The organism is Paenibacillus sp. QJM3NY_38 (assembly GCF_056173265.1).
The window spans coordinates 260,032-285,064 of record NZ_CM149665.1 but is presented as its reverse complement, the minus strand read 5'-3'; the positions used below and the strand labels follow the sequence as shown (position 1 = coordinate 285,064).

17 protein-coding genes and 1 other annotated feature are annotated in these 25,033 nt (G+C 52.0%); of the genes, 2 read left to right on the top strand and 15 right to left on the bottom strand.

From position 1 onward, the window contains the following. Positions 1 to 62 precede the first annotated feature (62 nt). Positions 63 to 1,019 (bottom strand): GNAT family N-acetyltransferase, encoded by a 957-nt coding sequence (locus tag AC0VZ8_RS01355; RefSeq protein ID WP_475485797.1) that lies wholly within the window; start codon positions 1,017 to 1,019, stop codon positions 63 to 65. Between the two features lie 165 nt (positions 1,020 to 1,184). On the opposite strand from AC0VZ8_RS01355, the gene AC0VZ8_RS01350 reads away from it, so the two are divergent. After that, positions 1,185 to 2,309 (top strand): ArsR/SmtB family transcription factor, encoded by a 1,125-nt coding sequence (locus AC0VZ8_RS01350; RefSeq protein WP_475485796.1) that lies wholly within the window; start codon positions 1,185 to 1,187, stop codon positions 2,307 to 2,309. Positions 2,310 to 2,661: 352 nt separating this feature from the next. Continuing rightward, a complete protein-coding gene (locus AC0VZ8_RS01345) occupies positions 2,662 to 3,516 on the top strand; it encodes an alpha/beta fold hydrolase (RefSeq protein ID WP_475485795.1) in 855 nt (284 codons plus the stop codon). 946 nt (positions 3,517 to 4,462) lie between these two features. Here the strand turns inward: AC0VZ8_RS01345 and metG are convergent. The 14 genes from metG to AC0VZ8_RS01275 form a co-directional block, all read right to left on the bottom strand. Further along, complete coding sequence (metG, locus tag AC0VZ8_RS01340; RefSeq protein ID WP_475485794.1) at positions 4,463 to 6,103, bottom strand: methionine--tRNA ligase; 1,641 nt, start codon at positions 6,101 to 6,103, stop codon at positions 4,463 to 4,465. Between the two features lie 46 nt (positions 6,104 to 6,149). Beyond that, positions 6,150 to 6,418: a binding site (T-box leader), on the bottom strand. Between the two features lie 324 nt (positions 6,419 to 6,742). Continuing rightward, positions 6,743 to 7,747: a 4-hydroxythreonine-4-phosphate dehydrogenase PdxA gene (gene pdxA, locus AC0VZ8_RS01335; protein ID WP_475485793.1), complete on the bottom strand. Its 1,005-nt coding sequence runs from the start codon at positions 7,745 to 7,747 to the stop codon at positions 6,743 to 6,745. Further along, positions 7,744 to 9,045: a four-carbon acid sugar kinase family protein gene (locus AC0VZ8_RS01330; protein WP_475485792.1), complete on the bottom strand. Its 1,302-nt coding sequence runs from the start codon at positions 9,043 to 9,045 to the stop codon at positions 7,744 to 7,746. The genes pdxA and AC0VZ8_RS01330 overlap by 4 nt, the downstream gene beginning before the upstream one ends. Positions 9,046 to 9,060: 15 nt before the next feature. After that, on the bottom strand, positions 9,061 to 10,050 hold the full coding sequence (locus AC0VZ8_RS01325; RefSeq protein ID WP_071219527.1) for a 2-keto-3-deoxygluconate permease: 990 nt from the start codon (positions 10,048 to 10,050) through the stop codon (positions 9,061 to 9,063). A gap of 238 nt (positions 10,051 to 10,288) precedes the next feature. Next, positions 10,289 to 12,001, bottom strand: coding sequence for a PrpR N-terminal domain-containing protein (locus tag AC0VZ8_RS01320; protein ID WP_475485791.1), 1,713 nt, complete (start codon positions 11,999 to 12,001; stop codon positions 10,289 to 10,291). Between the two features lie 181 nt (positions 12,002 to 12,182). Then, the gene (locus AC0VZ8_RS01315; RefSeq protein WP_475485790.1) at positions 12,183 to 13,526 is read right to left on the bottom strand and encodes a glycoside hydrolase family 30 protein; all 1,344 of its coding nucleotides are present in this window, start codon (positions 13,524 to 13,526) and stop codon (positions 12,183 to 12,185) included. Positions 13,527 to 13,638: 112 nt separating this feature from the next. Then, positions 13,639 to 15,282: a type 2 periplasmic-binding domain-containing protein gene (locus AC0VZ8_RS01310; RefSeq protein WP_071219524.1), complete on the bottom strand. Its 1,644-nt coding sequence runs from the start codon at positions 15,280 to 15,282 to the stop codon at positions 13,639 to 13,641. Positions 15,283 to 15,365: 83 nt separating this feature from the next. Next, a complete protein-coding gene (locus AC0VZ8_RS01305) occupies positions 15,366 to 16,250 on the bottom strand; it encodes a carbohydrate ABC transporter permease (protein ID WP_071219523.1) in 885 nt (294 codons plus the stop codon). A gap of 23 nt (positions 16,251 to 16,273) precedes the next feature. Beyond that, on the bottom strand, positions 16,274 to 17,263 hold the full coding sequence (locus AC0VZ8_RS01300; RefSeq protein ID WP_216535182.1) for an ABC transporter permease: 990 nt from the start codon (positions 17,261 to 17,263) through the stop codon (positions 16,274 to 16,276). A 119-nt stretch (positions 17,264 to 17,382) separates the two neighbouring features. After that, the gene (locus tag AC0VZ8_RS01295) at positions 17,383 to 18,402 is read right to left on the bottom strand and encodes a LacI family DNA-binding transcriptional regulator (protein ID WP_475485789.1); all 1,020 of its coding nucleotides are present in this window, start codon (positions 18,400 to 18,402) and stop codon (positions 17,383 to 17,385) included. 175 nt (positions 18,403 to 18,577) lie between these two features. After that, a complete protein-coding gene (locus AC0VZ8_RS01290; protein ID WP_475485788.1) occupies positions 18,578 to 19,390 on the bottom strand; it encodes a phosphotransferase in 813 nt (270 codons plus the stop codon). Then, entirely contained in the window at positions 19,383 to 21,602 is a 2,220-nt protein-coding gene (locus tag AC0VZ8_RS01285; protein WP_475485787.1) for a DEAD/DEAH box helicase, read from the bottom strand. Before AC0VZ8_RS01285 ends, AC0VZ8_RS01290 begins: the two co-directional genes overlap by 8 nt. Next, on the bottom strand, positions 21,599 to 22,936 hold the full coding sequence (locus AC0VZ8_RS01280; protein ID WP_475485786.1) for an ATP-binding protein: 1,338 nt from the start codon (positions 22,934 to 22,936) through the stop codon (positions 21,599 to 21,601). The genes AC0VZ8_RS01285 and AC0VZ8_RS01280 overlap by 4 nt, the downstream gene beginning before the upstream one ends. A 73-nt stretch (positions 22,937 to 23,009) precedes the next feature. After that, on the bottom strand, positions 23,010 to 24,992 hold the full coding sequence (locus AC0VZ8_RS01275; protein ID WP_475485785.1) for a TerB N-terminal domain-containing protein: 1,983 nt from the start codon (positions 24,990 to 24,992) through the stop codon (positions 23,010 to 23,012). Positions 24,993 to 25,033 lie beyond the last annotated feature (41 nt).

Here is a 25,033-nt window from a genome sequence, read left to right as displayed (position 1 = left end):
GTCAGCCAACATGCTTGGATGACCGTCCTACATGCTTGACGCACGCATGGCCGTCGAACGACCTATCCGTGGCCTTCCTCCTGCAGAGGCAGATAAAATCGGTGCTCCTCTCGGTCTTTGACAAAGCCAACCGACTGATAGAGTGACAACGCCGTTTCATTGGCTGCCTTCACTTCAAGTTTTACCGAGGCGGATCCCTGAGCCTGAAGATAGGACATGGCACGGTAGAGCAGATGTTTGGCGATTCCCCGTTGTCTCCACGGCTCTCTCACAAACACATCTTCAATCACGCCGACGTCCCCCTCTTCCAGCCATGCCATGGTACTGCCTATAATCATGTCCCCTTCCAGGACATTCATCGCAATCCAGCCGGGATGTTCTTTATATTCCCGTAAGCGTTCAAGCCCCAGCGGCGCTTCCGGCCAAACCTCAGCCTCGAGCTTTAGATACATCTTTTCCTCTTCCGCAGACACCATTTTCCACAATCGATAGCGATAGCGATCATCTAACGGCAAGGCAAGTAAAGGCTCCTCAAGGGACCGCTTCATGGAATACAGCTTCTCCAGCGGCTGAAATCCGATTTCCTCTGTAAAAAAAGTGTTGTTGCCGGTCTCATGGGCATAGTTGCCCACGCACAAATACGTCCCGTATGTCTCCGGCAGCGTCCTCTTTAACACAAGGGCATGTTCATAGAGCATCTTATACATTTCACCTAGAAGATCATAATCCCGCTCCCGCTGAGGTACAGCCTTGAGATTCACATAAATATGATGCTTGCAGTTAGGCGCACATCCCGGCGGGATCACGTTAATAATGCCCACCTGTCCCTTGGCCACCATCTTCCCGTCTTCAATAGCACAGAACACATTGCCCCAATTCTCCTGGTCACCTACCCACCAAAACAACGAATCCGCTGCGGATACCGCCTGATACAGCTCCCCCAGCAGAGGCATATCGCCCTGCCTAAAATTCCGAATGATTCTTTCACCCAAATGAATGTCACCAGCCTTTGCGTTCATTGTAAGACGACCCTGAATGATAAAAATAGATAAAAAACAACTATAAACGAACAAATCGCTTAACCATGCACCATTTTCCTTATTATGGGTTTACAATGTTTAAATTACGTAATATAATAATTACGTAATAACATAATGATGATAAAGCGAGGTTGATGATTCCCCATGACACGTGATCTGGTTTATGAGATGGATGTCTTAAAGAATCAAATGACGGAGCTGCAGCAGCTTGTCTATCAAGCCCTTATGGAACGCAAACCTGGTTCCGCATCAAACCAAAGCCAACACCGCCAAGAAATCGCCACAACACCTGCGATATATGAAGCAGCCTCCGAGGAAGGCTCCGTCTTCTACTCCGGACAAGTGCATCTGAATGGACAAAACATCCGCTGGGAGCCGCAGGAACGGCGAATGGATCAATTGCTGGACATGAACACCGAGAAGGCCGCCAAAATCCTCGCAGCACTGGGCAACAAGCAGCGCCTGGATATTTTAAAGGCCGTCATGGCAGAGCCCCTATCCGGCGCGGAGCTGGTGGAACGTTTGAATATGGGAACGACGGGTCAGCTGTATCACCATCTCAAGGCGCTGCTCGGCGCGGATCTCCTTGTACAGGAGCAAGGCGGAAGGTACGCTCTTCCTAAGCATCGGAGCCTGCCGTTCCTACTGCTGCTCTCTGCTGCAGGCGATCTGCTCGATACAAGCGATTACCTGGAGATGACCGAAACCCGCAACAATGCAGGGATGTATTTTGGGACTTCGCACGGCTTCGATATTCATCAGCTGCTCTGGGCCGTCGTGGAAAATTCGATATTGGAGCACACGAGCGGGTATGGTGATCAGATTGGCATTTACCTGCATGAAGATGGCAGCGTGACGGTTACCGATAACGGGAGAGGCATTCCCGTGCAGGCCCTTCCGAATTCCAACATCCCTGTCGTACAATCGGTACTAACCGATGTCCACCGGTTGAACACCAGCGCACACTTTCTGGCCCCCGGCGCGGAGAAGGGCATCAGCATCGCAGTAGTCAATGCCCTCTCCAAGCATCTGACCGTTGAAATTCGCCGTGACGGTAGCATATACCGGCAGGAGTACAGGCACGGCATTCCGCAGACCGGGCTTCTGATTGTCGGCATGACTCAAGAGACGGGCACCAGCGTGACATTCAAGCCTGAGCCCGAATTATTCAGCTCTGCCTTTGATTTTAACCGCATCATCGAGCGTAAGAGCGCAATTGCCGCGGATTATCCTGGAATCAACCTGACGATCCGCGATACGGCTGAATAAAGGGAGCTGGAGAAAAGGCAGTTCGGAGTTATTGCACCATGCTTTTTACAGCAGCGTTTTTCACAGCAGCGATACGAGCAGATGCCGCAACGAGGGTACTGCTCCCTATGCAAACCGTGGCTGAACCAATGGCCCTGGAACGAATACCGGTCCGGGTGTAGAGACGCAGTGTGTGGTCCGGGGCATGCTTGAATGGCTGTCGACCGAGCGAATGTCTGGTGCTATACTGAGCTTGAACGAACGCTAATCGAGGTGAGATAGAATGCTGGAACGTTCTATGGAGAATGTAATGGAATCTGAACAGGAAAGGGGATGGTGCGTTTAATTTAAAAGATGAAACGAGGACGATAACATGAACATACAGAGTACGGTAATGAGCGAAGGATTTGCATTGAATGTTTCCATTCGCGGAAACGGCAGGCCCATTTTGGTGGTGGGAAGCAGTATTTACTACCCCCGCTTGTTTTCGGAACAACTCTACACTTCATTTCAACTGATTTTCCTGGACCATCGAGGATTTGTTAAGCCCCCTCGTACACTGGAGCCGGAAGAATACACGCTGGATAAGGTTCTGGATGATATCGAAGCGGCAAGACAAACGCTGGAACTGGAGGATTTTATAATATTGGGGCATTCGGGGCACGCATTCATGGCACTGGAGTATGCCAAAAAATACCCGGAACACGTCCGGAAGGTAGTCCTGCTGAACACCGCCCCGACTAACAGCCCGGAGCGGCAGCAGCAGAGCATTGCTTACTTCAATGAGACGGCGTGTCCTGAGCGGAAACGGCAGTTTGAAGCGGATATCGCCCTGCAGGATGGTGATATCCAGAGGGAGCCTGAACGGCGGTTTGCTCATATGTGCATCCGAATGGGAGCGCACAGCTTCTATGACTATGCCTATGATGCAGCTTGGATGTGGGAAGGCGTCTTCACCAACATGCCCGTCGCCGATCATTTATGGGGAGAAGCCTTCGCGCAGCTCAATCTAATCGATTCGCTGAAAGAGGTTGCCAAGCCCGTCCTCATTGGTCTTGGACGGTACGACTATTTGGTTAGTCCCGTATCGCTTTGGGATGCGATAAACGGCTCGCAAGCCAACGTGAAGAAGGTCATTTTTGAAAAAAGCGGCCATAATCCGATGTTTGAAGAGCCCGACCTGTTTAACGCCCTATTGACGGATTGGATTCATGAAACAGACAACTAACCCGTGAAGATACAACGTATGCGTTACTGTAATGAAGAGGAGCCCTCAGCATTCCGCTGGGGGCTCCTCTGGCGTTCTTGCTGGAGGCTCTTCTTACGTCTTGCTGGAGGACCTTGCGGACACTGGATCCGTTATTTGCTGATTTCGAGCTATTTTGAGTCCAAGAGACGGACACAAGATCCATTACTGACTGATGTTCATCTTCTTTGATTTCATATGGACAGAGGATCCGTTATTTTGCTAAAATCAGTCTAATTTTGAGTCTAAGCGGACACAGGATCCGCTAATACAACAATTATCACGGATACATCCCGGATTATCTCAAGATAGCGGATCTCATGTCCTCAAACCATTACGAAATGGCCAAAAACACAGAAATAGCGGAACGGCTGTCCTTTAAAACACAAACCAGACCCATCAACTAGATGCATTGAGTCTTTGAGACGTCGGCCCCTTGATGCCTTACTTCGACTCTCGTTACCTTGATACTTTAATTCCTTGATTCTTGATTCTGGTTCTCGGTGCCTTGATACTTTGATTCCTCAATCCTCAGCTCTCGACACATTAATTACTTAATTCCTCAATCCTCGGTTCCCGATACATTAATTACTTAATCACTTGATTCCTCGATCCTTGGTTACCGATCCCTTGATCCTCAGTTCTCGAGTTCTCGAGTCCTTGACTCCTTGATCCTCAATTCTCGATTCTCGATTCTCGATTCTCCATACCTTAATTACTTAATCCTACACTCTCGTTACCTTGATACCTTAATTCCTCGACTTCAACCCTCCACCCTTGATCTCCAGATCCCTAGATCCCTTGATGCAGCTCCTATTTTACCTCGCAGGGTATCGTACGAATTGCATCATAACGACAATAGCTCCTCGCGCCCTCCCAACTCCATCTGACTCGCCTTTTGGAGTTTGAGAAACGCAGAGCCCTATCATTAGAGGGACAGCCTCCCCAGCCTGTGCGTCTCCTCCTCAATCCGGCTTGGATCGATCCGTTCGAACAAAAGCTTCACCTCATGAATCGGCCTGCCCGCCGGAACGTGGCACCAATTCCACGCAGGCGACTCCAGCGAGAGAAAGCCCCTTACGCTATCACAAGAGAAAGGAATAAACGGCTGCAGCAGATTCGCCAAATTGGCTATGATCTGAACACAAATGAACAGCGTTGTCCCGCACGCTTCATGGTCCTCCTTGACCTGAATCCAAGGCTTCTGTTCATCAAAATATTTGTTCGCCAGGCGGACTGTGCTAAAAATGAGTTCCAACGCTTCCTTCAATCGCCCACCCTCTATAAGCGCCCCAGCCTCGCGGTATAGTGCCTCAACTCTGCTCTGCCACTCTTCGGATATACAGCCCTCGGGCACTTTCCCCTCAAACGATTTGTTCACAAACACCAAAGTACGGTTGACGAAATTCCCAAATGCGCCAAGCAGCTCGCCATTGTGACTGTGAATGAACTCCCTCCAGGAGAAATCGGTATCCCGCTTCTCAGGGCCATTTGCAATGAGGAAGTAACGAATGGAATCCGGCTGATAGCGGCTCAACACATCCGGCACCCATATCGCCCAATTCCGACTGGTCGAGAACTTCTTCCCTTCCAGCGTCATGTACTCGCAAGATATGATTCGGTCCGGCAAATGCAGGTCACCGGCACCCTTCAGCAGCGCTGGCCAGATCAGCGTATGAAACGGAATATTATCCTTCCCATGAACATAGTAAGCCGTAATCTCATCCCTCCCCTTGAGCCAAAAGGATTCCCAATCGCCGCCCGTCTCTGCGGCCCACTGCTTGCTGGCGGATAAGTAGCCGCTTACCGCTTCGATCCAGACATAGATTTTCTTATCCTCAAATCCCGGAATAGGCACATCTACGCCCCAGGTCAGATCCCTTGTAGCCGCCCGATCCTGAAGACCTTCCTCCAGATATCTGCGGGTCAGTTGCACCGCATTGTCCCGCCAGCCTTGAGCGTTATTCAGACCATCGGTCAGCTCATCCTGAAAATGCGACAGCGATACGTAAAAATGCTCGGTAGGACGCTCCACCGGAGGGTTCCCGCAAATTTTGCAGGCCCTGTTCGTCAGATCGGACGGATCAAGTATCGTGGAGCAGGCATCGCACTGATCGCCACGGGCCCTACTGCCGCATACGGGGCAGTCTCCTTCCACATAGCGGTCCGGCAGAAATCGTCGATCGGTTTCGCAATACGTTTGCAGCACGATTTTACGGTACAGATGTCCGTTGTCCAGCAGCTTCAGAAACAACTCCTGCACCACCGCGTGATGAAACGCTTGATCGGTTCGCGTATATAAGTCGTAAGAGAAACCCAGCCGTTCGAAGCAATCCACAAACTCCCTATGATACCGATCCGCAATATCCCCGGGAGCTACGCCCTCCTGAATGGCTTGAACCGCCACAGGCGTTCCATGACAATCGCTACCGGATACGTACAGGACTTGATCGCCTTTCGCGCGGAAATAACGTGCCAATACGTCGCCGGGCAAGAGGCTTGCAAGCCTCCCCAAATGTAAGGACCCGTTAGCGTAAGGCCAGGCACCACCGATAAAAATGTTCGTCATGTCAATCTTCCTCCTTTTTTTAGACAACAAAAAAAGCCCTCATCCCAAAAGGGACGAGAGCTTGCCGCTCACGTGGTACCACCCAATTTCATTCATGCCTTGCGGCATTCACCTCTTCGGGTACGACGCATATATCGCGTGTATACCCTAGCACGTTAACGGGTGCGGGATCCGGCACAGCCTACAACCCTTACAGGGTTTCGGTGCACAGCTCAGAGACCATATTCCCCTGGTTCTTTCCTTACCCCTTTTCACCGGCCGGGGCTCTCTGTTCAAAGACGTCGCCAAGGTACTCTTTCTCTTCATTGCTTTTGTCTAACGTTATTCAAGTTACTGGAAATCATACCCGAACATCACGGATGAAGTCAAGGGGACGAATAAGCAGCTTTTTGAGCTCTTTCTCGGCCATCTCGTATCGCCCCCAGTTTCTTCCCCAGCATTCTCCTCTGTTTCGTGTTCGGATTATCCCGGTCAAGAGGTACGAATCCCGTTACATCGAAGAAACCTGAGGAATAAAAAAGATGACCCCGCAGGTGGAGTCATCTTTTTGTTGTGACAGCTGATTCCTGCGGAATCTTCTGCAGTCACTTCGATAAAAAGATAATGGCGGCCGTTATGCACCGCCAAGCAGCAACATCATTACGCTTTAGGCGCCAGCTCCGCCGCCTGACGGATGGCTTCCATCAAGCTTTTCTCGTCGGCGATGCCTTGGCCGGCAATGTCGAACGCCGTACCGTGATCGACACTGGTGCGGATAATTGGAAGGCCAACGGTAATGTTGACGCCTGCGTCCAAGCCGAGCACTTTGACGGGACCATGTCCCTGATCGTGATACATGGCCACTACAATGTCAAAGTCACCGCGAACCGTCCGGAAGAACAGCGTATCGGCCGGCAGCGGGCCTACGACCTGGATTCCTTCCGCCTGCGCCTTCTCGACGCCCGGTATGACTTTCTCTTCCTCTTCGCCATATCCGAACAGTCCGTTCTCGCCTGCATGAGGATTAATTCCGCAAACGGCAATCCGCGGAGCGGCGATGCCGGACTTCTGCAGCGTCTCATGAGCAAGCTTGATGACATGGTATACGCGCTCAGGATTAATCGACCGGACGGCATCGAGGATGCCGACATGGGTCGTCACGTGAATAACCTTCAAATTCGGTGCGGACAGCATCATGGAGTAATCCGTAGTTCCGGTCAAATCCGCCAGAATTTCCGTATGGCCCGGATATTTGTGACCCCCTTTATGCAGGGCTTCCTTATTCAGCGGAGCGGTGCATATGGCCTGGATTTTATGGTCCTTCGCCAATTCGATGGCCGTCTCCAAAAATTTGAACGCGGCGTGTCCGGCTTCCGGGGCAACTCGTCCAATCGGCAAGTCCGCCGGCAGCAGATCCAGATCAAGCACATGAACCGTGCCAAAACGGTAGTCAACCTGCCCGAGCTCATCGGCAGTAATCGCTTCGATAGTCAAGTCACTGCCCACGAAGGTCTTTGCCCGCTCCAATATCTTCACGTCCCCGATCACAACCGGGTGACTGATATGATACATCTCCTCATTCATGAGGCTTTTGAGTATAATTTCAGGACCTACGCCTGCGGCGTCTCCCATGGTAATCCCGATAACCGGTTTATGCTGGCTCATATTCTCACCTTTTTCTTATTTGTTATATAGTGCAGGGAATCTGCCAGGGATTGATCATTTCCGAAGCCCCCGGCTTTGGTGACGGTCCAGTAGCCTTTTCCCATGCCCTGAAGCCTTCCGAACGGCAGGCCGGGCTCTACTTCCGAATACAACTGCATTTCTCCCATGCCAAGTTCCATACAGATAGCCTTAGCCGTATCCCCGCCAGTTAATACCAACCCTTGGATCTCAGCGTATGCCTGTAAAATGGCCTTTGTCATTCTTCCGAGTCCCAGCGAGATCGCTTCGCTTACCTCGGTTGGAGATAATCCCCGCTCATCCCCTGCTTCTTTTGCAAGTCTGCGGTTTTCTTCCGAAGCGTCGACGTACAGGACCAAGCAGCGCTTGTCCATATCCTGAGCGATTTGCTGCAGGACGTCTTCTGTGTCGTAAGTTTCACGAATCAGCGCGGCCGGATCAATCTCCAGCATCAACGAGTCGGGCATGTCCTCGACGGCACGAAGCTGCCGCCGGGTCGTTTGGGACAAGCTTCCTGATACGATCAGCGCTTTATCCGCCTGGGCCCAATCTTGGCTCCCCTCCTCCAAGGAGGTCAGGGACAGGGCCTCCGGCAAGTATTCGATTAATCCAGCGGAACCGGCCCACAGGATCTTCTTATCAAGTTGTGAGAATAATCCCGCTATCGCCTGTAAATCCTCTTCCGTCTCACTATCGCATACAAACCAGGTTTGACCTTCCGAGAGCTTGGATTGGAGCCATGGCAGAAATTGCGCGGCGGACTGCCGCGTTTGACTTGTTGAAATCAGCACCGCCTCAGGCTCTCCCTCCTTCTGCAGCAGTTTGGGGATATAGCTTTCCATGACGGGCGTTTTGGGATCCTTGGCAAACTCCGTCTCGGTAATCAGTACACCTTGAACATAGTGATGTCCCTGTACCGTCGTGCGGTTCATTTTGGGAAAAGCCGGGGCGATCAGCACCAAGTCTGGCCGGAATACCTTCTGCACCGCCCGCAATTCCTCTGCAACATTCCCGCGCAGGGTCGAATCCAGCTTCTTGTAGATGTGGCGGCAGCCCTGCTCTTCAAGGAATTGAGCGGCTTCATACGCCGCTTCATAGGCGTCCACACTGCGTTTCGCCCTGCTATCCGTATCCACGATCAACACTTCGGCACGGGTGTCCTGACGGTAATGGCGATGATCGAAAACGACGGTGGAAACCAGCCCCTTCTTCGCCAATTGTACACCCGAGTCATTCGCACCGGTCAGATCGTCCGCGATGATTCCAATTTGTTTTATCACATTTCATCACACCTTCTATGATTCGGCATCTGCTGTATTTGTATCAAATGAGTGCCCTTTCTTCTCTAGACGCTTCACTAAAAACCCGACATATAGAGGAAGCAGGATGGCGGTCGTTACCACGGACGCTGCAACCTGCACCGTCGCGATATCGGTAAATGCTGCAAAGGAAGCATTTGCCGCCCCGATTGCAGCAGGCGTAGCCACGGCATTACCGGCTGTTGAGCCTTCCGCCGCCCCCACGATCGGATTCCATTTCAACGCTTTAAACACAAAGTATCCTGCGGTACCTGTAACAAAAACCGTCAGCAGTCCAAGAATGATACCCGACAAGCCGCCATCCACAATCGCTCCGAAGTCAATGCCCATCCCGAGCGCAAATGCAAAGAACGGAATCAGCATGGAGCTGCCTTTGTCCAAAAACTTGCGCATCTCTTCATCCAGATTACCCAGCACCATCCCTACAATAATCGGAAGAAGAACCGAGATGAAGGATACGAAGGAGAACATGCCGTCCACGAATCCCATGGCGCCGAAGATCGATAAGGCCACCATCGTGAGGAAGGGTCCGTCATTCAGGGCAAGAAGCGAATATGCGGCACGGTCTTCCTTGCTGCCGTATTGGCCTACCAAAGCTACGAACAATCCCCCGTTACTGTTGGTCATCGCCGCAATGACGGCGATCGGCGCCAAACCCAGCCACAATCCGTTCTCTCCGGCAAACAGGTAAGCGATCAGTCCGAATGCTGCGCCAACAACCCACTTCGTGACAAGCAGCGTGGCTCCTTTTCCTACGGATACGCCAAAGGACTTGACGTTAATCTGTGCCCCCGTACAGAGGAGGAACAGCGCAATTAATGTACTTGAACCGTTTACAAATAAAGACTCCGTGAAATTCCCAATTCGGAGTAAATCCGGAGCAAAGGTGTTGATGACTGCTGCAATAAGCAACGGCACCACCATCATACCTCCAGGAATCCGATCCAACGTCGCTTTAATCTTCATTATTGTAACACCCCTCTAATAATTGTTTCAATATTAAACAGTGATTTCATATTGAAATCGCTTGCAGGGTTTATTGTAAGTGCATACAATTAAATTTGCAACATATTAAAGATTAATTGTTGCAAATTTAAACAATCGAAAATTGCGTTGCCGCTAGTTTATTGAAATAAATCCCTCTTTATCCTAATATCTGCCGAAACGGAGGGATCTATTGATCGCAAAACAAAAAAAGCTGAAACTATTGTTTCAGCTTTCTCCACAGGGTCGAACGGTTGATACCGAGCCGCTCCGCAACCTTCGTCTGATTAAATTGTTCTTCCTCCATAATCGCGTCGATGATCCTCTTCTCGATCTCATCCAGCGTACCATGAAGAAACTCGGGGCTCATTGCAGTTGACGGATGACCTTCCTTCTTGCCAAGAAGCCGGGAAATGAGCGGCTTGCCGATCACGTAGCCCTTCTCCTCCGTCACTGCGTCCTGGAGCAGGATTTTCAGCTCCGACACGTTGCCTGGCCAATCGTACTGGGTCAGCAGCTGAATTGCTTCCTCCTTGATCTTGATCGGTGAAGTCCCAAGCGTGCCATGGTAGGAGGCAATATAATAAGTCACCAATGGTTTGATGTCGTCCTTACGCTCGCGCAGAGCCGGCACGGCAATCCTTGCCGCCTCCTCATCCAGCAGGAGGGGATGATAATTCGAATCGTCCTTTTCCAGCGAGAGGATAATCGTGAATGCCCGGTTTTTCATCTCGTTAATCCACTGCTTCAAATCCGACATTTCTTGCGGATCGATCGCATCCAATCCATGAATGTAGAGTGTGCGGACATCGCTGTCCCAAGCTTCGTTTTCGTGTTTTTCCGATAATGCCACAGCCTGCTTTCCGGTAAGCCGGACATACAAGCCCCGACCTTCGTTCTTTCGGTAATGAATATACCGGGAGAGCAGCTGCTTGCCTGTACCGGCTTCACCGATGAGAATCAAGGCACGGCTGTCCAGATGGTTCTCGATCCGCTGCAGGCACCCGCTCATCGCCTCGCTTTGCGATATCAACATCGGCAATTGGGTCACGGCCTCGACATGATAGCCTGCAGCCTCCCCATTTTGCTTCATCTCGGAAAAAGTGTACAGGTAGTACCGCTGTCCCTGTATTACTTTCAGCGTCCTTTTCTGTTTAAGCTTCCGGGTTCCGTCATCCTGAATCAGGACAGAGGATTTCCCCTCCCGGTTTAGCCGCAGATCGGCTTGCAAGGCTTCCACCGGGAGCGGACAGGAACCATAATCCGGCCACTGTTCATATACAACCTGTCCCTCAGCATCCAATACGGCAAGGTTCGCAGCCGTTTCCTCCAGCAGTGCTTGCAGAAAAGATATTTCCCACTGCGTCCGTTCATGTAACCGGAACGCGGATTTGGCCTTTTGAAATGCATCGAAGATGGCCTCGCGTCCGGATTGGATCAGAATCCCTTCCAAATGGTGCTTGGCAGCTGCTTCTATCGTTACCACATCGCCCATGATTAATTCGAAGCCCTTCGCCTTCAGATCCTCGAGCAGCCGATCTACCTCTTCGGCCTTCTCTACCGTGAACACGTCAACCTCGATATCCAGCACATCGGTAATGGCTTTGGCTCCAAGCGTAATATTGGAGAAGCCCACAATGGCTTTCCTGCCTGGAAAATGATTGGCTAAGGTGAGCACGCGCAGCATGTCATAGCCTGAAACATGGACATCGATAACGGGAATGCGCACCTCGGGTTCGATCAGCTTGGCCGTACCGCCCCGGCTAATGATCACGTCATATCCTTGGCGTTCGCCTTCCTTTGCCAGAGGAACCGCTTCTAGCAAATTGCCGACCTCGACTCGCACTTCCAGCTCCGGCTCTTCCTTCCGGCATTCTTCTATTAAATGGCTCATTGCGGGATACGGAGCAATAAATAACGTTTTAATGGTCATGATTGTCACCTGTATTTTCTTTGGTAAACCTTATTCTTGTTATTATTCTACCGTTTCTATATGAAATAACCAACTCTATATATGAAAAGGCACCCCAGCCAAGGCAACCATCAACCGAAAGGGCTAACGGCGCCGACTAGGGTGCCTTATCTTGTCTAACCTATGAATTGTTACCTCAGAATTACTCCTCTATCAAAACGGACACAGCGCTTTTCGGTGCAAGGCGGAGGTTAAGCTGCTCCGTTCCCTGTATATGCAGTGCAGCATTCTCCTCCTGCTCGCTGTCGTTAAACAAAACGACGGCAATCGAACCGTCCGTGTTCTTGAATGCTACCGAACGGATGGACTCATCGCTGGTAGAAGCAATGCGAACCGCTTTTGGACGGATCACTTTGCTAAAATGCGCCAGCGCATAGTAGTCCAGCGTGTAGGTAAGCTCCTTCGTCTGCTGATTTACCGTGACAATGCCGCGGCAAGTGCTTTTTCCAAAGCCCGGAACGGTAGGGCCGTTCTTCTCGTCCAACGCCATATTCCACAGCACGAAGGATTTACTGTGATTGCGAAGTATTTCGATTCCGGTTCGCATCACATTGGAGAAGGCCTGCTCAAACGGCGGGATCCACTCCCCGCCCGATCCTTCCGTGAAATGAACCTCTTTCCCCGGGAATGCATCGAACACTTCGGATTGGGCCGACGGCTTGCCGCCGTACCAGTGCCAAGCGACGCCATCCACGGCGTCCCCCGCTTGCTCAAAAACGGTCAGCGGGTAGTCCGGCTTGTCCCAGTTATGGTCATAACAAAGGATTTTCGTATCGATACCGTTCTTCACGAATTGCGGCTTCAGATGATTCTTGATGAAATCGCTTTGCGCCTCGGGCAGCATGAGCATGCCGGGATAATGACCAGGCGAGTACAATGCCTCATTTTGCGGCGTGATTGCATAGATTGGCAGCCCGTTGGCTTCATACCCCTGAATGTAACGCACAAAATAATTAGCATACACCGAATAGTATTCGGGTTTCAGCTCTCCGCCGATCATCGACCCGCTCGTCTTCATCCAGCCAGGCGGGCTCCACGGGGAGCCCATCAGCTTGACATCCGGGTTCAAGCGGAGGGCTTCCTGCAGGAGAGGAATGATGTCTTCCTCGTCATGCGCAATGGAGAACTGCTCCAGCTCTACATCCGTCTCACCCTCAGGCATATTGTTATAGCTGTAGAAGTCACGCGCATAATCGGATGCGCCCATCGGCTGGCGGAGTACGGATAATCCGATCCCTTCGCTCGGATCAAAGAGCCGCGTCATGAGCTCCGAACGCTGCCTCGTATCCAGCACCCGATGGATCAGATAAGCAGCGGAGTCCGTGAAGGACGCGCCGAAGCCGTCCATCTCCTGAAACGTCTGCTCCTCATCGATGACAACCGTATGATTCTCTGCACCCGTAGTTACGGGCGTCAGCTGCGCCTTGTCTTTCTTCACGAATAATTCTTCTGCCCCGTTTGACTGGTAAATGGTGATGTTCATCATGTTGTTTCCCTCCAGGTTTCTTATGTCTTCCTACCCACGGCCTGCCAAAAGATAACTTGGAAAGAGCCCCTCTCCTGTCAAGAAAGGGGCCCTCCCATCCGTTAACGCAAACTTATTTCAGCCCCAGCTTCTCTTTGTTCGCCTTCATCTTCTCGTTGCGGACTTCGACGATCTTATCCCAGTTGTTATCGTCCAGGAACTTTTTATATTCGTTCAAGAGACTGTCGAAGGCTGCGTCGTCCTTCGAGCGAATCATGCTGACGAGCGTGGAGTTCCATTTCGTATTGATGGCCGTCAGGGAGCGTGCTTCCGGTGTGCCCTGATCCGGGTTGATGTTCTCCAAAATAAAGTGCGGCGTCAGCTTGCCTTTGCCCCATTCCTGCATTTGCTTGATCGCATCCGGGAAGGCATCCCCGCTCAGCGCTTTATGGCGGTCATGCCCGAAAAACATAAATTCGCCCATGCGGTAATCCTTCTTAAAGGTATCAGGATTGTTCATCTGAAGATCCTTTACAGCAGGGAGGAACTCCACCGTTCCATCTGCATTCACCTGGTAGGTCTCACCTTCGATGCCGTAATTCATCAGCATTTGTCCTTCTTCGCTTAACAGGTATGTGAAGAGCTGAATCGACTTGGCAGGATCTGCATTATTTTTCGTAATGAAGCTGATCATCCAGCCCGTGATACCGGATTGATTCAGCGTCGGCTTGCGTCCTGCCGTGCTTTGCGGTCCGTCAATTGCGATGTATTCTTTGCCTTTGTTGTTGCTGTAGAAGCTCTGCAGGTTTCCGCCCTGCTGCGGCGTGCCGTCCAGCATGATCGTTGCGTATTTGCCCGCCTTCACCTTCTCTTCAAAAGCCGTTCCGTCATCGGCAAAGCTGTCATCGCTGATCGCGCCGTCCCGATATACGGTATTGAACGCCTTCACCCAAGTCAGATAATCTTCATCCAGATTACGGTTATAGAAACCGCCATTCTCCTCCAGCGGTACGCCGATGAAATCCTGCAGCACGTCGCCAAGCGAGCCCGTTCCTTCGCCGATGGAGTTGAATCCAAGTGGAATCAGAGCAGGGAATTGCTTCTTGATATCAGCAAGAACGGTCCGGAATTCCTCCGGCGTTCCCATAGCAGGCTTACCTAACGCTTCGTAAACATCCTTGCGGATGATAAATGCCGTTTTGGCTGGAATGTTACCGCTGTCATAATCCTCCTGGGTATTGGAGTAGTTCGGATATCCGTACGTCTTGCCATCCTTCAATTGGAACCAGTTGAGGGTATCCTGCGCCGCTACTTTATTGAAGTAAGGGTCGTATTTCTCGGCCAGATCGTTCAGCGGCAGCGCCCATGTCGCCGCCTTCTGCACAACCGGAGAATTGGAGTCAAACGTCGTAATCAGATCCGGCATGTCCCCGCCGGCAAAAAACGTATTCAGCTTGGTGTCGTCACCCGTGATAAATTTAATATTGATGTTCAGGTCTTCCTTAATCTTTTTAGTTACAACGTCCTTGCCAAAATCCGTATTCCACCAATCCGCATTCACGTACCACGTAAGCTCGGTTGTCTCTTCTTTTTTATCCAGCTGCCAAGCCGGCGTCTCGGCATTCGGTGTATAACGATCCTCGATCGAAACCCAATTTTCCTTCTTGGAGCCGGAATTCCCGCCCGACCCGCCGCAGCCGCTCACAACCAGCACAACCGCCATCAGTGCCGTAATCAGCGTAAGTCCTTTCTTGCCAAAAGCTTTGTTCATCAACATCCTGTAACCCTCCCTTTGAATAAAAGCGCTTACTTTTCAGACCCTGACTTGCTTCTGTTCCACCCCTTTAAAGAGCAGTTACTCTACTCTTTAACAGCTCCGAGCATCATGCCGGAGATAAAATATTTCTGTAATATTGGATACATCACAACAATCGGCAGCGTCGTCACGACAATTGTTGCTAGTTGGACCCCTTTGGTGGTCGTCTGAATCGCAACCGAACCGATATTTTGCATCGATTGGGTCTGAGACTGCACAATAATCTCATACAGCATCATCTGTAACGGATACAGCGACTGATCGGTGATATACAATTTGGTGGTCATAAAATCATTCCACTGCCCCACCCCGTTAAACAGGGCAATTGTCGCCATAGCCGGCATGGAAAGCGGAATGAAGATGCTCAGGAAAATTCTCCAGTCGCCCCCGCCGTCGATCTTCGCCGACTCTTCCAGCGAATCCGGTACGTTGCGGAAGAAATTCATCAGAATGATGACGTCATAAAAGCTTAACAGGGCTGGGATAATATAAACCCAGAAGCTGTTTAACATCCCCAAGTCCTTAATCAACAGGTACGTTGGAATCATGCCGCCCGAGAAAAACATGGTGACGACACCCATCGCGACGTAGAACTTGCGGCCGCGTACGTATTTTTTGCTCAAGCCGTAACCCACCATGGCACAGAAGAACACGTGCGTGATAACCCCGATCACGGTTTTGGCTACCGAGATGAAGAAGGCGTTCCATATATTCGCATCCCGGAACACAGCCTGATAATTCTCAAGCGAGAATTCCGTAGGCCAGAAGATGAACCCGCCCTCGGCAAGGGATCTGCCCGAGCTGAAGGATGAAACAACGACGTTCCACAACGGAACGACAATGATGATCGTAAACGTAACCAGTAAAATGATGTTGATCGTATCAAAGATCCGGCTGTCGAGATCCCCTTTTGCTGCTTTGAAATTCACCGTTATACCCCCTTCTGCATGACCTATAGAACAGATTGATTATCGTTTAATTTACTGGTCACCTTATTCGCCGTAACGAGCAGAATGACGGAGATAATGGATACGCCTAAACCAACGGCTGTGGCATAGGAGAAATCGCCCTGCGTCATACCCATCCGGTACACGTACGAGTTAATGACCTCGGCTTTTTCCCGGTTCTGCGAATTCATGAGCACCAAGGTTTGATCCAGATTCGATCCCAATAAACCGCTTACAGTCAGGATCAGATTCAAGCTGATAATCATCTTCATGTTCGGCAGGGTGATGTTCCAGATCTGTCTCAGTCGGCTGGCCCCGTCGATTCTTGCAGCCTCGTAGTAGGTAGGATCGATCTTCGCCATGATCGCCAGGTACAGAATCGTTCCCCATCCGGCCTCTTTCCAAATATCCGACAGCGTTGCTATCCACCAATACTTGCTTGGATCAAGCAAAATGTTTTGCGGCTGCGAGATCAGCCCCAAAGCAAGCAATATTTCGTTGAACAGGCCGGATGTCGAGAACCAGGTAATGAGCATGCCGCCCAATACGATCCAAGACAAGAAGTGGGGCAGGTAGGAGACGGTTTGGACGAATTTTTTGAAGCGCCCCATGCCAACCTCGTAAATCATGATGGCCAGAATGATCGGAATGACAAAGCCGATCGCCAATTTCAAGAAGCTGATGCCCAGCGTGTTGACAACGGAATCCCAAAAATACTTGTCCGACAAAATAATTTTGAAATTGTCCAGGCCAACCCACGGCGCGGAATCCAGCGTATCGATAACGGTGTAATTTTTAAACGCAATCGTCAAACCGTAAATCGGTATGTAGCAGAAGATGAACATGAAGATGACGCCGGGAATGATCATCGATTGAAGCTCCCATTGCCGCTTGTAATCAATAAAGAATTCCTTGATCCTCTGCCCCATCGGCTTTTTCCCGGTAGGTTGAACCGGGCCAGTGCCGGTTGACTGAACTGCAGCTGTTTTGCTCACCTGCTTAGCCTCCTTTGATACAAAACCGTCATAAAAACGTTTTTATTTTTGGGCGAAAAAATGCCCTGATTTTATGGAATCATTTTAAAAAAATGACTTGGTAAGTCTCGTCTCTTGGCTTAACCCAATTCATTCCGATTCATCTTCACATGACTGGAGCCGCGAACGACTAGTTCCCCTGGAAGTTTCTGGATCTTGCCCTTCTCTTTCTTCTGAATCATGCGCACCAGATGGTCCACGACCAGAATCCCCTGTCTGGCAATCTGATTGCGTACGGTCGATAAAGGCGGCGTAAAATACTGCGCGATATCGATATCGTCGAAGCCTACGACGCTGACGTCCTGCGGAACCTCGTATCCATGGGACTTCAACGCCCGAATACAACCGATGGCACTCACATCATTACCGGCAAGAAACGCGTCCGGCACTTTGCCAGGGTGTAAGTGAAGAAACGATTTGACGGCGTTATAGGAACCCTCTTCCTCAAAATAGCCTTGCAGTATGTAGTCTCCGTCGATCGGGAACCCACACTCCCGAAGCGCGGCCAGATATCCTTCCTTCCGCTGCACGCTGTCAAACATCGTATCCACGCCGGAAATGTAGGCGATTTTCTTATGTCCCAGGCTGATCAGGTACTTGGTTGCTTCATAACCGGCTACGTAAGAGTCGAATATGATGCTGCCCATCGTCTCACTCTGAACCTCGCGATCCAGAAAAACGGCTTTAATCTTGTCCTTCTCCATAGCGGCGATGTCTCTATCGTCGATCTTCAGCTCTTCAAAGATAATGACGCCATCCACCCGGCCGCCCATAATATTGCTCATGATTATCTGCTTGTCCTTTGTCACAAACACGTTCAATCCATAACCCAGACGGTCACATTCCCGTGACATCGACTCCACCAATGTGTAGAAGTAAGGCCCTGACACGCTTGTCGTAAAGAAGCCCAGCATCTTGGTCTTCCCCGACTTCAACAGCTTCCCGTTCAGGTTAGGTACATAATTGAGCCGTTCCGCCACCTTCAGCACATGGGATTTGGTCTCCGGGTTCAATACATCTACGTCATTCAATGCATTCGAAACCGTAGAAATGGAAACCCCGGCCTCTCTTGCCACATCCTTGATTGTTACTTTACCCATATAACCATTCCATTCTTCCTTTGCGATAAAAACGTTTTTATGTACATAAGTTACCACATACGTGAGGTGAACACAATGCTTTTTTGTAAGGGGTTACAAATATTTTTTCAGTTATGCTCAACGCCCCTGGGGGATAGATATGAAAAAAAGCAGACACTCTTCAAATCGGTACCCTTCATCGGTACCACTCTTCAAACTGTGCCTGCAGAAATTGAATCTCTCGCTCGTAATGGGCCACATGCCCCTCTTCGATCATGTTCTGATAAGCCTTGTTGCCTTGTGCCGCACCGGTTGTAAGTGTATCGCATAATGCCTTGATGCGTCTTATAGTCCATTCTTTCAAGTTGGGAGGCGGTGATATGCCATAGGATTTAAAGAACAGCGATATTCTGTGCGCGCGATCCGCAGCATGTATTTCCGATTGATAAGGTATCGATGTCCCTGTAGTGTAATCTATTGCAAAGCTTGCCAGCGGGACTGATGTGTACAGCATATAAACGATGTCCCAGATTCTTGGACCTGGCGCAGCCAAATCAAAATCAATCAGTGCAACCGGCACTTCGTCTTGAAAAACGATATTGTATGGCGCGGCATCATTGTGACAGATCACTTCATCGTCCCATTCACCCGAAACCTGAGAGTTATGTCCAATCTCCGGTTGGATTGAAGTTGCAGCAAAGCCCTGTACGGCGTCATGATAACGCCGTAACAACGCAGCACACTGGATAAGGGTATGATCCGACCATATATAGGGTTTAAAATCAGGATATTGGTTTCCCGGCACTTCGCCAGGAATGTAAGACAAGATCTCACGACCGCTGTGATCAATGCCTATGAACTTGGGGGCGCCTTCAAAACCCTGCTTATCCAAGTATCGAAGCAAGTCATGCACGAAAGAACTCCATTCAGTCGTACGATGAACGGTATTACCGATACGTACGACTTCGTTAACATTGCCACCAGGAAGTATTTCTTCCTTGTCACACATCCGTAGCTCCCCTTCCCGCTGCTCCATGTGCCATTCCCAGCACCTCGGCCAGTCCTTCCAGATCAAGTCCGTCGGCGGCAAAAGCGGTGCGAACGAGCTTCGGCGGAACGAACTCGTCATATTTGCCGAGATACGGCGCTTCGTCCGGATCCAGGAGCGCGCTTGCGTCTTCGCAATCCATCAGTTCCTGCTTGATTTCCTCCATCAGCGTCTTATTATCGACCTTACCCGCGACCACCATATAATATGGCTCCATCGGCATGATAGAGCGAAGCGCCAGCCGCTCCGACAGATTATGCTTCAGCAGTCGTTCCAGCGTGCGGAACTGCTTGCTGCCCGCCCAAGGCAGGATGAACAGGGAGTCGCCCCCCGCCGGTAGGACCACCTGCTTCAGCAGTCCGCTTTCCCGGGCGAGACGACGGGCCCGTTCCAGACGATTCACCGCGCCCGGCGCCAGATACGGATAAATGGCGCTGTCCGCCAGCACCTCCCGCATCTTCTGCACCACGCGAGTATGCACATCGCCGCCTGCGCCAAGCCACAAGGTATCGACCTTGCCCTTGGCCGACTTCACATACAGGGCCTTATGCTTCGTATCGACTTCCTCCACCTTCCACACCTTGCCCGCGAGCGAGAAGCAGTAGCCTGGCGGCGGCACGGTCGTAATCGATCCGATTTCTTCGGACCCGTTATATACGACATGCTCTTCATCGTCCTTAAACACCGCGTAGAAGCGGTAGTTGTTCACGATTTTCTCCCCGCCAAGGCCGATGATCAAGCTTCCTTCTTCCGTTCGCTGGATATGGTCTGTCTGGAGCAAATACTGCAAGAACTCCTTGTATTCCTCCGGCTCGATGCCGCGGAAAGCCGGCAGCGTCAGTACCGCTCTCGCCAGATCCGGCGGCTCTGCCTCGCCCATGCTCTTGAGCGTGCTCATCGTCTGATGATACAGCACGCCAACGGGTTTCTTTCGCAAGGCCAGCGGTTCGACCCACTTCTCGCGAATATACAGCTCGATGACCGCAATGGCCCGGAGCAGCATCCATGGCATGCGCGCAGGCAGCATGGCCTCCTCATCCTCGTCCTCCGGACAGAGGAACATCATCTCGGAGGCCTGATCCCCGCGCCGGCCGGAGCGGCCGAGCCGCTGAACGAAGCTGGAGCAGCTGTACGGCGCGCCCAGCTGAATCACCCGCTCCAGCTCGCCGAGATCGATGCCGAGCTCCAGCGTCAGGGTGGCTGCCGCAACCGCTGGCCCCGGCCCTTCGCGGAGCGCGGCCTCGGCTTCCTCGCGCAGCATCGCGGAGATGCTTCCATGGTGCACATGGAAGACGTCCCGCTGCTCGCGCTTGGCGGCAATCCGGCGCAGCTCGAGCGTGGTCAGCTCGGCATCCGAGCGGCTGTTCGTGAAGACCAGCGCTTTTTTCAGATGCGTGTTGTCGTATACGAAATCGTAATAGGCTTTACGAGCAAGCTCCAGCTGCTCCGCCTGCTTCTCATCCCGCGCATCCGGGAAGGAGAAATGCTCGACCGACAGCCGGAGCTTCCGCCCCCCTTGCGGCGAGACGACTTCGACCGCGTTCTTCGTTCCTGCGCCCAGCCAGCCCGCTGCGGTCTCGTAATCGCTAAGCGTAGCCGACAGCCCGATACGGCGAGGCGAACAGGAAGCCATCCGCTCGATCCGGGTCAGCTGGCTCAGCACCTGAATGCCCCGATCCGCTCCCATAAAGGCATGCACCTCGTCAATGATGACATACCGCAAATCCTGAAACAGCGCCGGGATGGCGTTCGGCCGGTTCATGAGCAGCCCTTCAAGCGATTCCGGCGTAATCTGCAGCACGCCCGACGGCTTCTGCATCAGCTTCGTTTTCTCGGCTTGAGAAACATCGCCATGCCAATGCCATACCGGCACCTGACCCTCTTTCAACAGATCGGAGATGCGTTCGAATTGGTCGTTTATCAGTGCCTTAAGCGGGCCGATATAGAGGATCCCTACTGAGCTGGAAGGCACGTTGTACAGCTCCGTCAGCGCCGGGAAGAATGCAGCTTCGGTCTTGCCCGACGCCGTGCCGGAAGCGATCAGCAGATGATGGGGCGTGTCGAACAGGACCCGACAGGCTTCCACCTGCGCCTCACGGAGTGTATCCCATCTTTTTTTATAGATAAACTCCTGAATAAACGGGGCCAGTCTGGAAAAAGGGCTCGCACTCATAATTCAAACTCCGCCAGCAGATCGTCCAGATCGTCCGAAGCGGCATCATTCGGCCCTTTGCCCTGCGGCTGCGCTGCGGCACGCTCGCCTAGCAGCTCTTCAAACGTGGCCTCCGGATGCTGATGCAGCGTATGCAGCAGATCCATGAAATCCCGCACCACCTCGCGGGTGGTCAGCAGCTCCTCAGCCCCCAGCCGATTCACGGCCGTCTGCATGAACGCGATGAGCTGATCATCCGCTAACTGCGCTTCATATTTGAAGTGCAGGGCATGGATATCGCGCAGCTTTTGCAGAAGGATCAGAATCTCCTCATACGACAGCATGTCCAGCTTCAGGATGGGCGACGTGTACGTTCTCAGCGAACTGCTGCCGTAGCGTCCGTCGATCAGGCGGGAGCGCAGCGCATCATAACTGAACAGCCCCCGGCGCTCATCCTCGACAAACTGCGGCGTACCGCCCATGTAGATACCCAGATGCTCCGCTTTGCCCTGCATCGTGTCGTTGAACATGGTCAGCAGCTTCTCGTAGTTACTCTGGCGGGACACGCTGTTGGTGATTTTGTAGAGGTTCACCCCTTCGTCAATGAACAGCAGCAATCCCTTATACCCGATGGCCGCCGTAAATTCCGACCACAGCTTCATGTAATCGTACCAATTGTCATCATCGATAATGACCCCGACGCCAAGGTCCTTGCGGGCCTCCGTCTTCATCGGGACTTCCCCGCGGAGCCAGCGCAGCGCCGCTCCCTTGCGGTCATCGTCGCCAAGCTTATAGCCGTTCCAGTAAGCAGCCAGCACCTTCGCAAAATCAAACCCGTGCACCAGATTCTGCATGCCGTTTGTCACCGCATAAATCTGCAGCTCCACCCGATCATTCAGGGCAGGGTCATCTGGCCGCATGCCCGTCTCCTGCATGATGTCCTGCTGGATAGCGGCAATCCATTTCTGCAAAATGGCCTCCAGCGCCCCCCCGTCCGGACGCGTCCTTGTGGACAGATGGGTCATCAGCTCGCGGTATGTGGCAAGCCCTTGCCCTTTCGTGCCCACCAGCCGCCGCTCCGGCGACAGATCCGCATCCGCCACCACGAAATCGCGGTCCATCGCGTAGTTGCGGATGATCTGTAGCAGGAAGCTTTTGCCGCTTCCGTAGCGGCCCGTAATCAGGCGGAAGGCGGCGCCGCCCTCGGCGATATTATCCATATCGCGCAGGATCGACTCCACCTCCGGCTTCCGGCCGACGGCGATGAACTCAAGCCCTACCCGCGGCACGACCCCTGCCGTTAAAGAGTTTACGAGGGCCGTTGTGAGCCGTTTCGGTATTTTTAATTCCGTCATAGTTCCACCTCTTTCAAGCATCTTACAAACATCTCTCAAAACATAAAGAGCCAGTCTATTTCCACACGTCCGGTTATACGGACTTTAATGTTTCCAGCATATCTATATAATCATCCGCAATGGCTTCTCCATCAATCAAAAGATCACCGATGGTATCCATCGCGGCATCATTGATCTCATCGAGCAATAACGCCGGCATGGAACCGGCCTTCTCCGCAATTTGCTGCAGCTCCGAGCGGTTCGGTCCCGCCTTGAGGGCGTGGAGAACTTCCAGGTGGGTGGGATTGAGACGCTCTGCAAGCTCCTGCCATTCCTCATCCTCCACCTCCCATTGCCACGACTGCTCTCCTATTGTAGGCATCCCTATAAGAGCCTCTTCATCTACGACGTGCGGGTCTATAATGTGGATGCCCCCAGCTTCAGATGAATGCTCTTCTTGAGAGCCCATGGACTGCATCAAGCGATCCTCAGCACTCCCTGACGGCTCCATAGACCTACTGTTCGCCGCTTCTGATTCCGATTCTTCCGTGTTCATGGAACGAACGATGACATTTGCTTCATCAAGCTGATCACGCACCTCTATGGCGCCCGGCTCATAAGGATCCGCATCAAAATCCATCACCGCCTGGAACACATCCGGTTTCTTCGCCGCCGATTTTCGGGAAGATCGGCCCTTGGAAGCTACAGCCATGTTACTGCTTGCTCCCGTATCTTGGGAGTGACATGAAGAAGCACCAACAGATGGAGCAGACTCCGGTGCCGGCTGGCTGTTGATTGCTTCAGCCTGCTGCTGCCCCGCTTCCTCCGTAAGCAGCATGTCGCGGACCTGGTCCGACTCCTGCTGTAATCGGCGCAGCTTCCCGGTGTCGATCTGAACCTCAGGTATCGCCTGTCTGCGCTGCGCCTCGAGCTGCTCCTGAATCTCTTTTTTCAGATAACGGGTGATGACCTCTTCCACTTCGGGCTCAACTGCATCCGCGCCGCGCAGCCGTCCCTTAAAGCCCCTCAGCTCCCGCAGCTTATTCTCGGTCAAGCGAACCAGTCCCGTTATATAGGAACGCAGAGGAGCATACTCGCTTAACGACACCACGGTCAGCACGACGTTTCGCCCGTATAACCCATGATCGTACACCGCGCTGCGGAATAAATGCCGCTTCACCTGCCGGGGCCGTGGCTGAAAGCGATCGATGAAGCGCTGCCCCTTCATTTTGGCTAAGTAACTGTCCACGAGCGCAATCACCTTCGGGGCATACCGTTCCAAGTCCTTGCGGCCATTCTCCTGGTAAAAACGGCTCTTCTCCACCTCATAATCCAGCAAATCGAGCAGCAGCTCCCACGTCAGCTCCACGGGCTGGAGAGTAAACCGGCGCTTCCATTCCTTCTCCTTCAGCTCACTGGATAGAACGCGCGGAAAGCGCTGGTACGTTTCGCGGATCGGCATATCCAGGCCATGCACGATCATAAAATCATATAACCACTCCCGCAGGTACGTATCCAGCTTGGCATAACGCTTACGGTAGGCATGCCACGCCTGCTCCATCAATTCATAGCCCTGCAGGGGATCGCTCCAGCCCACGCCATGGATCAGCTCGTAAAAATAGACAAACAAATAGGATAAGTCCGTATCCGGGTACCGCCCGGACCTGACTTCCTCCCGCCAGTAAAAATACCACTTGAACTGGTCGCTGGCCATCTGGTCGTAGGTCGGCCAATAGCTTTTGAAAGCCACAAAAGGGGCCTCTCCCTCCACATGCCATGCGAGCTCCCTTGCTTTCTGCACGAATTGCTGCTCCTTGGTCACGTAGCGGAAGTCCTCGCCCCAATTCATATCCAGCGGCTGCTGCGGCTTCACAATCAAGGATTTCTTCGTTGGTGCCACAGGATTCATGGGTTCCTGCTCCTGATGCAGCATATCTGAGTGCTTGTCCGGCAGCGAAACGTCCTGCTCATCACCGGCCAGCTCGAATTCGGCAAAACGAATCCCTTGGTCGCTCACGTGCGTAGTTTGTCTTATATGTTTTATGTGATTGTCGTTGTTAGGCTTATCGTTTGTCATCGAACATGAACCTCCGTCACAACTTCAATTATACCATTTAA